Genomic DNA, 12,460 nt, shown 5'->3' on the forward strand with positions numbered 1-12,460 from the left:
GCCCTCGTCGGGGCCCGAATCCGCCTCACACCCGCCGAGACCCATGACGACACCACCGGCGCCGCCCCCGCCGGTGCCATCACCACCGCCGGCACCACCGGCGTCGACACCGTCGGCGCGCTCGCCCCCCAGGCCGGGGCGGAGAGCCATGCCGCGATGGATGCCGCGACCCCTGTTCTGGAACGGCTCCTGCGGGGTCCCAGCGGGCTGGGCACGGCCGGCCTGTATTTCGCGCGGCGCGAGGAACCACCCACGCCGCGCGAGATCGAGACACCGCCGGACGGCACTCCCGTCCCCGGCCTCTACCACCACCCGGTGGCACCGCCGGACCCCGCGCGGGTCGAGGAGGTCAGCCGCCGGATCAAGCGCTGGGCGGTCGACGAGGTCCAGGCCTACCCCCCGGAGTGGGAGGACCAGTTCGACGGCTTCTCCGTGGGGCGGTACATGGTGGCCTGCCATCCCGACGCTCCCACGGTCGACCACCTGATGATCGCCACACGGCTCATGGTCGCTGAGAACGTGCTCGACGACTGCTACTGCGAGGACCACGGCGGCTCACCGGTCGGGCTCGGCAGCCGACTCCTGCTGGCCCACACCGCTCTCGACCCCGTGCTCACCACACCGGAGTACGAAGGGCCCTGGGCACAGTCGCTCCAGTCGGACGCGCCTCGGCGCGCCTACCGCTCCGCCATGGCCTACTTCTCCGAGCGGGCCACTGCCTCACAGGCCGACCGGTACCGGCACGACATGGCACGCCTGCACCTGGGCTACCTCGCGGAGGCGGCTTGGGCCGAGGCGGAACACGTGCCCGAGGTCTGGGAGTACCTGGCGATGCGCCAGTTCAACAACTTCCGTCCCTGCCCGACGATCACCGACACCGTCGGCGGATACGAACTTCCCGCGGACGTGCATGCCCAGCCGGACATGCAGCGGGTCATCGCGCTCGCCTCGAACGCCACCACCATCGTGAACGACCTCTACTCGTACACCAAGGAGCTCGACAGCCCGGGCAGGCATCTCAACCTGCCCGTCGTGATCGCCGAGCGTGAGGGAGTCCCGGACCGGGACGCCTATCTGAAGGCCGTCGAGCTCCACAACGACCTCATGCACTCCTTCGAGTCCGAGGCCGCCGCCCTGGCGGCCGCCTGCCCCGTCCCAAGCGTGCTGCGCTTCCTGCGAGGAGTGGCCGTGTGGGTCGACGGAAACCACCACTGGCACCAGACGAACACCTACCGATACAGCCTGCCCGACTTTTGGTAAGGAACGGATCCCACCATGACCAGCACGGAACTCACCACCGCCACCACCGCGTTCATTCCCGGCCCCGCCTCGCCCTATCAAGAGGACATCGCCCGTTACTGGGACGGCGAGGCCAGGCCCGTCAATCTGCGTCTCGGTGACGTGGACGGGCTCTATCACCACCACTACGGCATCGGCGCCATCGACCACGCCGCCCTCGGGGACACCGCGGACGCCGGGTACGAGAGCAGGCTGGTCTCCGAGCTCCACCGCCTGGAGTCGGCGCAGGCCGAAGTCCTCCTGGACCACCTCGGTTCCATCGGGCGGGACGACACCCTCCTGGACGCCGGCTGCGGACGCGGTGGTTCGATGGTCATGGCCCACCAACGGTTCGGGTGCAGCGTCGAAGGCGTCACCCTGTCGGCCAAGCAGGCGGAGTTCGCCAACCGGCGCGCCCTGGAACTCGGCATCGAGGACCATGTCCGCGCTCGGGTGTGCAACATGCTCGACACCCCGCTCGACACGGGACAGGCCGCCGCCTCGTGGAACAACGAGTCGAGCATGTACGTCGACCTGGAGGACCTCTTCGCCGAACACTCCCGCGTCCTGTCGGTCGGCGGGCGCTATGTCACCATCACCGGCTGCTGGAACCCGCGTTACGGCCAGCCGTCGAAGTGGGTCTCCCAGATCAACGCGCACTTCGAGTGCAACATCCACTCCCGCCGGGAGTACCTCAGTGCCATGGCGAACAACCGGCTGGTGCCGCAGGCCGTCATCGACCTGACGCCCGAGACCCTGCCGTACTGGGAGCTGAGGGCCACGTCCTCGCTGGTGACCGGGATCGAGACGGCCTTCATCAACTCGTACAAGGACGGCTCCTTCCAGTACCTCCTGATCGCGGCCGACCGCGTCTGACCGACCGCAGGACAGGTCCGGGCACGTCACGAGGCGCTGCCCGGACCAGCCACGCGGCCCAGGACCCAGGAGCTTCGGCACCACATGGGGAGGCGCCATATGGGGAGTCACCACTCGGGTACCTATCTGCCGTCGCCGTCCAGGAGGCGGCGCAGTCTCCACGAGGTGCAGGGGTCGGGTGTCACGAAGCCGCCCGGTACGTGTGAGGCGTACGACAGCTTGCGCAGCTCGGTCGACGGGAACGGCCAGCAGGTCTCGACGGACCAGTGGGCACCGCTCAGGTCGGCACCCTTGAGGTCGGCACCTCGCAGATCGGAACCCGAGAGATCGGCGCCCCTCAGCCGGGCCTCGCGGAGTGAGACGCCGTGCAGGACCGCACCCCGCAGGTCGGCGCCGGAGAGGTCGGCGTCGGACAGGATCGCGGCCGCGAGGTTGACGTCCCTCAGGTGGGCTCCCGTCAGATTCGCCTCCGTGAGGTGGGTGGTGTAGAGCTGGGCGTCCGACAGGTCCGCGCCCCTGAGGTCGGCCGAGCCGAGGTAGGTGCCGGCCAGGTCCGCGCCCACGAGGTGCGCCTCACGCAGATCGGAGAAGGGCATCAGGGCGAAGGAGAGCTGAGTTCCCGTCAGCCGCGCCCCGGCCAGCGAGGCCCGGATGAGGACCGCGCCGTCCAGATTCAGGCCGGACAGGTCGATGTGGGCCAGCAGACCTTCCGGGAGATGGGCCAGTTCCTCGACGAGGCGCCGCAGTTCCTTGACCGCGGGCGTCCGTGGGTCCCTGCACACCTCCGGGTGCCCTCGCTGCCAGGCGGCCAGTTCGCGGACGCGGTCGAGGCCGGAGAGGGACATCGGCATGACCCGGGTCCGGTCCGCCTGGGCCCGCGCGGGCGACGGCGCCATGACGTCGAGCGGAGCGGTCGGGTCGTACGGAGACAGGGCATCGGGCGCGCCCGCGCCCTCGGCGCCGCTCTCCCCGGCTCGCGAAGGCGCGGTCGGTCCTGCATCCGTCGGGCCGTGCGTCCTGGTCCACGCGTCCATCGCGGCCCCGACCAGGTGAAGCGCGGCTCCCGCGTCGGCGGGCCGGTGCTCCCGCTGCGGGGCGAGGAGCGCCAGAACGAGTCCGTCGACCTCGGGCGGCAGTGGCATGCGGGAGTGGAGGGAGGGCGGGGGCGGCAGTTTCCTCTCGTAGAGACCGCCGCACTCGGGCCGGGCTCCGGTGAGAAGCTCGTACAGCACACAGCCCAGGGCGTACAGGTCGGCTCTTCCGTCGGTCCTCCCGGGGGCGCCGAGCTGCTCGGGTGCCATGTAGGCGGGCGTTCCGACAGCTTGGCCCGCCAGGGTGAGCCGGTTCTCCGGGTCCTGTTCCCGGACGCACCGGGCGATGCCGAAGTCCAGGAGTTTGACGGTCCCCGTGGGGGTGACCATCACGTTGCCGGGCTTGATGTCGCGGTGCAGCAGCCCGGCCGCGTGTGTGACCTGAAGGGCCCGGCAGATCTGTCCGGCCCAGTCCAGGACCAGGGGCACCGAGGCACCGGCGGCGGCCCGCTCCAGGGTGTGTCCTGCGACCAGTTCCATGACGACGAACACCGTGCCGTCCGCGTCCTGTCCGTAGTCGAGCACGGCCACCACGCGCGGATCCCAGATCCGCCCGAGAGCTCTGGCCTCCGAGGCGAGTCTTTCCTGCGCGGCCGGCACGCCGTATTCGGGCCGCAGCACCTTCAGCGCCACCGTCCGGCCGATCCGCTCGTCCTCCGCGCGCCAGACGACCCCCATGCCGCCCCGGCCCAGGACTTCCTTGAGTTGATAGCGCCCAGCGAGCAGTGCCTGTGTCATGGCTCCCCCTCGGAACAGATAGCGTCGCACTGACGCGATTTCTCGTCAGTGCGACGCTATCGCAGCCGTGGTGACCCGTTCAACCCGGCTCCCCGGGCGGTGACAGCTGCGCCACTGCGCGGCCGCTCAGGGGTAGTACGGGGTGTACGTGATCGAGGAGACCTTGAGGTAGCGGGCCCCGTCCGCGGTGGCCCAGGTCGAGGAGTTCGGGCTGCCCGGCCAGTCGCCGCCGACCGCGGTGTTGACGATGAAGTGCATGCCGACGCCGGGAGCGGTGCTGTACCACTTGGTCCCCTGGAAGGCGCCGTCCACCCAGAAGTCGATGTGGTCGGGCCACCAGCTGAACGAGTAGACGTGGAAGTTGTTGGTCCAGCCCCCCGCGTTGGTCGCGGACCGCTGGGTCTGCGCGTTGCTGGTGTCGTGGAAGGTCTGGTAGACGGTGTTGGGGTTGGATCCGACGATCTCGGCGGCGTCGATCTCGGGGAGCCAGGGGTTCAGATAGGCCGCCCACACCGCGGGGAGCAGCCCCTGTCCGCTGGGCATGTTCGCGGTGAAGCTGTAGGTGCCGTAGCCGTACAGGGCCTTCGACTCGACGCGGCCGGAGTAGTAGACCTGGCCGCCGGCGTTGTAGGTCTTGATCATCAGTGTGTCGCCGTCGTACCAGACGCAGTCCGGTGTGTAGGTCTCCAGCTCGTTGTTGGCCGTCCACCGGCCGCTGATGACGTTCCAGGAGTTGACGGTCTGGGGGGTGCCCCAGGAACTGGCGTGCGCGGGCTGTGGTGCCGCGAGCAGCGTCATGCAGGCGGCGAGCACGAGGCCTATGAGCCACCTGCATCGTGCGGGGACTGTCGTCATCGGAGCTCCGTTGCTCGATGGGGGAGATGACGCGTGGGAGCGGTCCCATGCATTCATTCGGAACGTAGGAGCTTGTTCAGAACCTGACAATAGGAGCGGCAGGGATTGCTACCTGTGTTCCGGAAGTGAACACAGAGCGGGGCGCTCGGGGCGCCTTGTCCGGCGACGGGGCGGCTGTCGCGCGGACAGACCTTCGTTCATGGGCGTAAATCATGATCCAAGTCACCCTGAAGCCATAGTCATGAGTCTGCCTCGTGGGGTAAAAAAGACGTCGGGCGTTGTCCGCTTGGGCAGCCCCGTGACATGTAGCAGCCGGGGTCCTCCTCGGCGATATCGAAGGACATCAGCATGGCCAGCGGCACCGTGAAGTGGTTCAACTCCGAGAAGGGGTTCGGTTTCATCGAGCAGGACGGTGGCGGCCCCGACGTCTTCGCCCACTACTCGAACATCTCCGGCAACGGCTACCGTGAGCTGGTCGAGGGCGAGACGGTTTCCTTCGACGTCACCCAGGGCCAGAAGGGCCCGCAGGCGGAGAACATCGTCCGCGGCTGACGCCAGAGCAGAACACCGAGCGGGGCCCGGCTGTCGCCGGGCCCCGCTCCTGTTCTCGGCCGGGACCTGTCGTGGTGCGGCCGCGGCTCAGTGGTGGTGCAGTCGTGACACGTTCGTGTTTCAGCCGCGCGGCAGGACCAGCGACTGTACGTCCGGCAGGCCGCGCCAGTCGTTCGACGCGACCGTGGCGTGCGCCTTGGCCAGCAGGGCGACCCGCGCCGACGCGTCGGAGGCCGACGGGCTGACGTCGTCGAGAGCCGGCGACACGTTCTGCGAGTCCGTCATGAACAGCAGGTAGTGGTTGGTGTCGTACCAGCTCGTGTCGATGCCGTTGTTGACGTACGCGGACGCGTCACCGTCGAAGGCGACGAACCACGGGCGCAGTGCCGTGTCCGAGTAGCGGGTGCGCGGGTCGCCCGAGGCGGCGTTGTGGACCGAGGGGAAGATGTTCGCCTGCGCGGTGGTCCCCGCGGTGTGCAGGTTGCGCAGGTATGTCGCGTACTCCTTGTCCGTCCACAGGGTGTCGGTCGGGTTGCCCTCCTCGACCGTGCCGGGGATGACCTCCAGCAGCACTTTGCCCGCCAACTGCGCCCGGGTCGGCCAGTTCCCGGCCTTGGCCGCGTCGTCGAGGGTGGCGTACTGGCCACCGCCGGGCTTGTTCAGCAGGTCGTTCGGCTTGTAGACCAGGCTCCCCAGGTGCGCGGTGATCGACTGGTCCAGCTTGGCCGGGCTCATCCCGAGGTTGGCCTGGAAACCGGCCTTCATCTCCAGCTTGATGATCAGCGGCCCGTGGCCCGGGTGGGCGCCGAGCCATACGCGGACGTCGTCCAGGCAGGTCTCCAGGTCCTTGTTGGCACCGCCGGTGTACAGGTCGGCGGCCGAGGAGGCGTTGACGCAGTTGTTGCTGTTGCTGGTCAGGCTGCTGTGGCTGACCTTCCACTCCTGGGTGAAGAAGTCGTCCCAGACGTCCAGCTCGATCATCGAGGTACCGGTGTCGAGGCCCTGCGCGAGGTAGGTGAACGCGCTGGGGTCGTACGTGTTGTGGATTCCGGACGTGGTGGTGCCGGACAGCTGAAGCGCGTTCGTGTCGGCGGCGGAGGCGGTCGCGGTGGCGCCGCCGGCTCCGGCGGCGCCGATCGCCAGGATCAGGCTCAGGGTGCCGAGCAGCACGATTCGCGGCGCGGCCGGCGGGCGGAGGGGAAATCTGCGGCGGTTCGTGGGGCCGGTCAAGGTTCCTCCATCGTGGGGGTCAATCTCCGTCTGGACGGTGACGGTTGCGCGTGAATCGACGGAGACATGACACGTAACGCGATCGAGAATCCTGCTGTCAGCTACGAATCCGGCCGATCTTTTCCGGACATCGGATGGTGGTTGCTTTGTGGGCGGACGGGATGCCCTGCGGGGGCAGGTTGGCGTACATCACCCCTACTCCCAGAGGAAGTTGAGAAGGGGAGCGCCTCTGCGCGTTGACCACGACGTAACAGGGCGGACCCCTTCGGGCTGCCTGTCAGGAGTCACCGTCGGCGAGCGGGATTTCCGGGGCCGCGCGAGGAGTGGGAAGCCCCCGCGTGACCCCGTGGAAGATCTTCCAAGCGAAAGGTAGGATCCGCTGCTGACCTGCGCGAAGTCCGAACAGGTGGCTTCCGGAGGGATGCAAGTGGCTGGAGCGGTGCGGTTGCCGCGGTGGCAGGCCCGGTTTGCCTGTGGGGCCCTGGTCGCGTTCGGCCTCGCGAGCCTGGCCGTCGGACTGACAGCCTGGTACAAGTACCGGTTGTTGACGGGAGCGTCGGCGACGGGGCCCTACTTCGGCAACCCGTTCGTCGAGGCGGACATCTACCTCGGAAACCTGCTGGGCTGGCGGACCGGACTGCTGTTGTTCGCCCTGCTTCAGTTCAGCATCTTGCTCGCCGGTATGCGCGATGTCGCGGAAGTGCTCTGGCGCGAGGGGCAACGCCGGCGCAGGGCGTGGCTGTTCTTCGGCTGGGTGATACCCGTGGCGCAGCTCTTCGTCCCCAAGATGTTCGTCAACGACCTCTGGGCCGCCGCCCGGCCGGAGGGGAAACGCCACCGCGGACATCCCCTGCTCACTGTCTGGTGGGTGTGTGTCCTGGCCGCGGCCAACGGGTACGGCCATGGCGTCGAGGATCTGAAGAAGGCGGCCGATGCGAACCAGGCGCGGCATGCCCTGCGGCAGATGATGATCGGCGAGAGCCTCCACATCTGTGCCGCCGCGCTGTCGATCACCGTGATCTGGCAACTCGTCCGCAGACTGGAACACGCGGTCACGATGACGCCCACCGAGGCTCCACCGACAGGCACCGCAGCTCCCGCACTCGGCTGACCGGGCCCTGATGACGCCGGCCGCCCCCTCCCCGTACCGCACCCGAGACGCCGCGGGAACCGAGGACGGCTGACGCCGATGTCACCGGCGGACGGCCGTGACCAGCCAAGCCGTCGTCCGCATACGTACACCGGTCGTCCGCTCGTACGGGGCGAGGGCGGTGCGGAGGGCCGACCGCACGTGCTGCGCGCCGTCCGGGCGGCCTGTGGATTCGAGGAGTTCCACCAGATGCCGCCCGGGTCCTGACCCCAGCAGGTGCCCGGCCGCGTCGTCGGCGTCGTGCCCGAAGTCGCCGAGCGCGTCGACGGCTTCGGTGTGTACGGCGTCGAAGCCGGCCTTCCCGAGAACCTCCCGTACGGTCACCGGGTCGGCGAGCGAGAACATGCCCGGGCCGGCCGCGTCACCGGACGACTGCGGCACGGAGGGCAGAGCCGCGCTCACCGTGCCGTAGGCCTGGGCCCATTCGCAGCGGGCGGGGTCGGCCATGCACACGAAGGCGAGCCGTCCGCCGGGGCGCAGGGCCCGGGCGATGTTGCCGAACGCGGCGGTCGGATCCGCGAAGAACATGACCCCGAAGCGGCTCAGGGCCACGTCGAAAGCGGCCTCGGTCAGGGGATGCACCTGGGCGTCGCCCTGCTCGAAGCGGACGTTGTCCAGGCCCTCCTCCGCGGCCAGAAGGCGTGCCCGGTCGAGCATGGGGCCGGACAGGTCGAGGCCCAGGGCCGAACCCCGGGCGGCGGTGCGTGCGGCCCGTCGCGTGGTCTGGCCGGTCCCGCAGCCGATGTCGAGCACCTGGTCCTCGGGGCCGATCCCGGCCGCGGTGAGCAGGGGATCGTTGAACCCCTCGTTGATGGCGTTCCATCGGTCGTGGTGATCGCTCCAGTGCCGGCCCTCGTCGCCGTTCCAGGCCTGGGACTGTGCGGTGTTGACGAGCTCGCGCATGGGATGACTCCTGCCAGGGAGTTAGTATGGGCAAACGCTCATACCAAGGTATGAGCGTTTGCCCATACTGGCAAGTGTCGAGTCTCGAAGAATCGAGCGGCGACCGGGAGGAACCGATGTCACCACGCGGAGTAGCGATCCCCGATGTCAGGGAGCGGCTCTTCGCCGCGGCCGAGCGCGTGTTGGCGCGGGAGGGTACGGCAGGGCTGACCAACAGATCCGTCACGCAGGAGGCGGGCTGCGCGAAGGGCCTGCTCTACAACCACTTCACGGACCTGGACGACTTCGTGGCGCAACTCGTCCTGGACCGGTTCGCCCGGATCGCGGCGGAGGTGGGCCCGCTGCCCGACCGGGCCGGAACCGGCGATGTGCGCGAGAACCTCACCGCCGCGGCACTCGCGATGCTCGGCACGAGCGGCCCCGCGATCGCCGCGGCCGCCGTCTCCCGCCACCAGGTCGCTCAGCGCGTGGCCCGCTCCTGGGCCGACGGCGCTCCCGGACCGGGGGCCGTCGAGGACGCGATGACCCGCTACCTCGAGGCCGAACAACGACTGGGCCGCGTGGCCCCGGACGCCGACTGCCCCATGCTCGCGCTCGCCCTGACCGGCACGGTCCACCACCTCCTGATGCACCCGGGCCCACAACCGCAGGACGCCGCCCCGCTGCTCCGGCGCCTGGTCACGGCCCTGGTGGCCTCCCCGGACGAGTCCACGGCGTCCCGCTGAGCGGACGGACGTCCCGTTCGTCCGTGCACACCGCCGCCGCACCTCGCGTCCTCGTCATCGCGCTCGTTCCGTACCGGACCCGTCGGCCGTCAACGGACGGCGACGGTCCGTGGATCGACCTCGCAGTGATCGATCTGGTCCACCCGTCCCGTGCTCGCGACGGGCACCCGGAAGGTCGCCTTGTCCTTCCCGGGGACCGACACCTGATCGGAAGTGTCGAGCAGGGTGGAGCCGTGCTTGTCCTTGAAGCTGACCTTCACGGTGAAGAGACCCGAGCGACCGTTCGGGTTCCTGAGCTCGACGGTCGCGTACGGGTCGTCGACGCTCGCGCAGTGGATGAGCACGGCGGTGCCGTCCTTCAGGGGCGTGGTGGAGCCCGAGGACGACGTGGTGGGCGTGGAACGGCTGGTGGGCCGCGAACGGTACGTACCGCTCCCGCTGCCGCCGGAATTCGTCCCGGACGCGTACGTGTCACCGCTGGACGGACCGCCGGAGGAACTGCCGGACGAACCGCCGTAGGAGCCACCGCCGGACGAGCCTCCGCTGCTCGACGACGAACTGTCGTGGTCCTGGCTGGAGTTGCTGCAACCGCCCCCGCCACTGCCACTGCTGTGATGACCGCGACTGCCGTGACGGCCCGATGAGAACCCCGTCAGGGCCAGCACGACCAGTGCCGACACCGCTGTGAATCTGAGTTTGCGCCCCCGTGCGTACATGCCACCACCCTACTCACAGCAGTCACACCCACCCCGGCGAGGGCCGAACGGGGCCCTGCTCACCAGCGGAGACTGCTCAGTCGGCCACCTTGTAGCCGGGTACCGAGGGCCAGCGGACCGTCAGAACCACGGACTCCTCGTCCGCGAACCAGGAGTGATCGACGCCCTTGCCCCACACGACGTAGTCACCCTGCTGAGCCAGGAGAACGCTGCGTCCGGGCAGTTCCACCCGGAAGCGCCCGCTGATGAGCACCAGGAGGGCCGTGCGCTCCTCGCCCGTCACCCAGACGGCTCGCTCATCGCCCTTCGGGTGGACGCCCCACTTGATCTCCACGGCCTCGCTGTGCCGAGGATCGGAGTGGTCCTTGAAGTGCCCCAGCAGCCACCCCCGGTCCAGTGCCGCGTCACTGCCCGCATTGCCCACGTACACGCTGTCAGTCATGGTGGTGAAGCCTAGATCAGCGTTCGACGATGCCGGTCAGCCGGCCGCGAGTGAGGACGGACGCGGTGATGGCGGGCAGGAGGACACGGGGCCGCGTCCGGGATGCTGACGTCGTATCAGGTGTGCTGTCCAAGCGGCTTGAGAGGGCGAACAGTTGGAAGACGTAGCGGTGCGGTCCGTGGCCCTTGATGGGCGCGGGACCGTGATATCCGCGCCCGATCGTGGACCGCAGCAGTCGCACTCCCGCGGCCGGCTGCCGCGCGGCGAGGGCGCCAGGGTCCACGTGGTCGATCGCCGGGTCGATCAGGGCGAGGCAGTGCACGGCGGGCTTGGTGAGGGGTACGTCGATGTCCTCAACGACCAGGAGGAGTTGTGCGGTTCCGGAGGGCGGCGGGGTCCAGGCCAGGTGGGGCGACACGTCGTCACCGCCGATGGTCTTCGCGCAGTGTTGCAGGGGCAGGGCACGGTCGTGGTCGAAGTTCTCGCTGGTGAGGTTCAGCACTTCGGGGCCTTGCAGGTTCGACAGGTTCCACGCCGTGTGGGTCTCGCCCGCTCGGCGGTTCTTCAGGAGTCGGCCGAGCAGAGTCATCGCGTCGCCTCGACCATGTCGATGACCTCGGCGGTGGTGGCCGTCTCGCCGAGCTTCGGGAAGACACGCTCGATGGTGTGACGGTGGGAGTCGGCATCGGGGTCGCTCATGGCATCGGTGACCAGGACGACGTGATAGCCGTGGTCGGAGGCGGAGCGTGCGGTCGACTCCACGCCCGAGCTGGTCGAGATGCCGGCGAGCACGGTCTGGGTGACGCCAAGGTCCCGCAGGAGGGTGTCGAGACCGGTGTCGTGGAACGCGCTGCGCCGCCGTTTGCTGATCAGGTGGTCGGCGGGTTGGACGTCGAGTGCGTCGACGAGATCGGTCCAGCCGGACGGCGGCGTGGCGTTGCTCAGGGGCCGTACGGTCTCGGTGCGTCCCGGCGCGCGTCCGGTGACGTTGACCAGGACCACGGGCAGGTCGTGCCGCCGGAACTCGGCGGCCAGCCGGGCCGCCTGCTCGACGGCGGCGGTGACCTGATGGTCGGTGTGGGCGGAGACGATGCCCTTTTGCAGGTCGATCACGACCAGTGCGGACGTGGGGTCGATCGTTGTCAGTGTCATGGTGCTTGTTTCTCCTGGGGAGGTCGGCCAGTTGCCAGGCTCGGGGGAGTGGTGGTCTCGGCCGGGGCTTCGCATTCCGGTCGTCGGCTGCGGGCTTCGCTGTACGGTCGTCGGCCGCAGGCGTTCCTGTACAGCCGTCGGCCGCGGGTGCGAGGACGGGGTCGAACTCGCCGACGGTCATGGTGTCCCCTCGCAGCGGTAACGGGCCGAAGCTCGCGGGGCACCTGTCGTGGAGGTTTCGTCATCCGCGTTCCGCGTCGCGGTCCCGTCCGCGTCAGATGTTCCGAGCCAGTCGCTCCAGCAGCGGCGCTGCCGTGGCGAGTTGCTCCAGCTCCGCCGGGGTGAACGCGCCGCTGTTCAGAGCCCGGGCGATGAGCTCCGCCCGCGCGTTGCGCTTGTTCTTCAGCGCCTGGAGGCCGGCCTCGGTCACCGTCAGGACCGCCCGCCTGCCGTCGTCCGGATCCGGACGGCGCTCTACGAGGCCGCGGGCCCGCAGGGCGCCGAGTGTCGCTCCCATGGCCTGTGCGGTGATCTGGACTTCCCGGGCCAGCGCCGAGGAGGTGGTGGGACCCGAGCGGTCCAGGTGCGACAGTGCTGTCCGCTCGGGCATCGTGAGCCCGCCGTCGACGGGCACCAGGCGCACCCGCCGCACCAGCACGCTGATGCCGGCCAGCAGAGCCGAGGCGACCGGGTCGGGGTCGGAGTCCAGATCATCGCTCATGTACTAAGGCTACTTTATCAATCAGCCTTAG

Annotated in this window: 14 protein-coding genes and 1 pseudogene; 6 read left to right on the forward strand and 9 right to left on the reverse strand. The window is 69.2% G+C overall.

What is annotated here, in order from left to right:
• The first annotated feature begins 43 nt into the window (after positions 1-43).
• Positions 44-1,260: pseudogene (locus ACZ4AA_RS17605) on the forward strand (family 2 encapsulin nanocompartment cargo protein terpene cyclase).
• 15 nt (positions 1,261-1,275) lie between these two features.
• Positions 1,276-2,154: a geranyl diphosphate 2-C-methyltransferase gene (locus ACZ4AA_RS17610; RefSeq protein WP_467602296.1), complete on the forward strand. Its 879-nt coding sequence runs from the start codon at positions 1,276-1,278 to the stop codon at positions 2,152-2,154.
• A 122-nt stretch (positions 2,155-2,276) separates the two neighbouring features.
• Here ACZ4AA_RS17610 and ACZ4AA_RS17615 read toward each other — a convergent pair whose 3' ends face one another.
• Both ACZ4AA_RS17615 and ACZ4AA_RS17620 read right to left on the reverse strand, forming a co-directional pair.
• Positions 2,277-3,983, reverse strand: a complete 1,707-nt coding sequence (locus ACZ4AA_RS17615) for a serine/threonine-protein kinase (protein ID WP_467602298.1) — start codon at positions 3,981-3,983, stop codon at positions 2,277-2,279.
• 126 nt (positions 3,984-4,109) lie between these two features.
• Positions 4,110-4,838, reverse strand: coding sequence for a glycoside hydrolase family 16 protein (locus tag ACZ4AA_RS17620; protein WP_467602300.1), 729 nt, complete (start codon positions 4,836-4,838; stop codon positions 4,110-4,112).
• 348 nt (positions 4,839-5,186) lie between these two features.
• Between ACZ4AA_RS17620 and ACZ4AA_RS17625 the strand changes: the two genes are divergently transcribed.
• Positions 5,187-5,390, forward strand: coding sequence for a cold-shock protein (locus ACZ4AA_RS17625; protein WP_339134274.1), 204 nt, complete (start codon positions 5,187-5,189; stop codon positions 5,388-5,390).
• Between the two features lie 120 nt (positions 5,391-5,510).
• Here the strand turns inward: ACZ4AA_RS17625 and ACZ4AA_RS17630 are convergent, their stop codons facing one another.
• Positions 5,511-6,620, reverse strand: coding sequence for a phosphatidylinositol-specific phospholipase C domain-containing protein (locus ACZ4AA_RS17630; protein WP_467602302.1), 1,110 nt, complete (start codon positions 6,618-6,620; stop codon positions 5,511-5,513).
• A gap of 427 nt (positions 6,621-7,047) precedes the next feature.
• Between ACZ4AA_RS17630 and ACZ4AA_RS17635 the strand changes: the two genes are divergently transcribed.
• Complete coding sequence (locus tag ACZ4AA_RS17635) at positions 7,048-7,731, forward strand: DUF4328 domain-containing protein (RefSeq protein ID WP_467602304.1); 684 nt, start codon at positions 7,048-7,050, stop codon at positions 7,729-7,731.
• Positions 7,732-7,812: 81 nt separating this feature from the next.
• On the opposite strand, the gene ACZ4AA_RS17640 is transcribed toward ACZ4AA_RS17635, so the two are convergent.
• Positions 7,813-8,673, reverse strand: a complete 861-nt coding sequence (locus ACZ4AA_RS17640) for a class I SAM-dependent methyltransferase (RefSeq protein ID WP_467602306.1) — start codon at positions 8,671-8,673, stop codon at positions 7,813-7,815.
• 116 nt (positions 8,674-8,789) lie between these two features.
• Between ACZ4AA_RS17640 and ACZ4AA_RS17645 the strand changes: the two genes are divergently transcribed.
• Positions 8,790-9,398 carry a TetR/AcrR family transcriptional regulator gene (locus ACZ4AA_RS17645; RefSeq protein ID WP_467602308.1) on the forward strand — a complete coding sequence of 203 codons (609 nt, stop codon included), beginning with the start codon at positions 8,790-8,792 and terminating at the stop codon, positions 9,396-9,398.
• Positions 9,399-9,487: 89 nt separating this feature from the next.
• On the opposite strand, the gene ACZ4AA_RS17650 is transcribed toward ACZ4AA_RS17645, so the two are convergent.
• Complete coding sequence (locus ACZ4AA_RS17650; protein ID WP_467602310.1) at positions 9,488-9,742, reverse strand: hypothetical protein; 255 nt, start codon at positions 9,740-9,742, stop codon at positions 9,488-9,490.
• Here ACZ4AA_RS17650 and ACZ4AA_RS17655 point away from each other — a divergent pair.
• A complete protein-coding gene (locus ACZ4AA_RS17655) occupies positions 9,735-9,917 on the forward strand; it encodes a hypothetical protein (RefSeq protein WP_467602312.1) in 183 nt (60 codons plus the stop codon). The genes ACZ4AA_RS17650 and ACZ4AA_RS17655 overlap by 8 nt on opposite strands.
• A gap of 273 nt (positions 9,918-10,190) precedes the next feature.
• On the opposite strand, the gene ACZ4AA_RS17660 is transcribed toward ACZ4AA_RS17655, so the two are convergent.
• The 4 genes from ACZ4AA_RS17660 to ACZ4AA_RS17675 all read right to left on the reverse strand — a co-directional run bounded on the left by ACZ4AA_RS17660 (position 10,191) and on the right by ACZ4AA_RS17675 (position 12,429).
• Complete coding sequence (locus ACZ4AA_RS17660) at positions 10,191-10,556, reverse strand: cupin domain-containing protein (protein WP_467602314.1); 366 nt, start codon at positions 10,554-10,556, stop codon at positions 10,191-10,193.
• Between the two features lie 16 nt (positions 10,557-10,572).
• Positions 10,573-11,145: a YbhB/YbcL family Raf kinase inhibitor-like protein gene (locus ACZ4AA_RS17665; RefSeq protein WP_467602316.1), complete on the reverse strand. Its 573-nt coding sequence runs from the start codon at positions 11,143-11,145 to the stop codon at positions 10,573-10,575.
• Positions 11,142-11,708, reverse strand: coding sequence for an isochorismatase family protein (locus ACZ4AA_RS17670; protein WP_467602318.1), 567 nt, complete (start codon positions 11,706-11,708; stop codon positions 11,142-11,144). The genes ACZ4AA_RS17665 and ACZ4AA_RS17670 overlap by 4 nt, the downstream gene beginning before the upstream one ends.
• A 274-nt stretch (positions 11,709-11,982) precedes the next feature.
• Positions 11,983-12,429: a MarR family winged helix-turn-helix transcriptional regulator gene (locus ACZ4AA_RS17675; protein ID WP_467602320.1), complete on the reverse strand. Its 447-nt coding sequence runs from the start codon at positions 12,427-12,429 to the stop codon at positions 11,983-11,985.
• Between the last annotated feature and the right edge of the window lie 31 nt (positions 12,430-12,460).

The organism is Streptomyces sp. NPDC024698 (genome assembly GCF_055559015.1).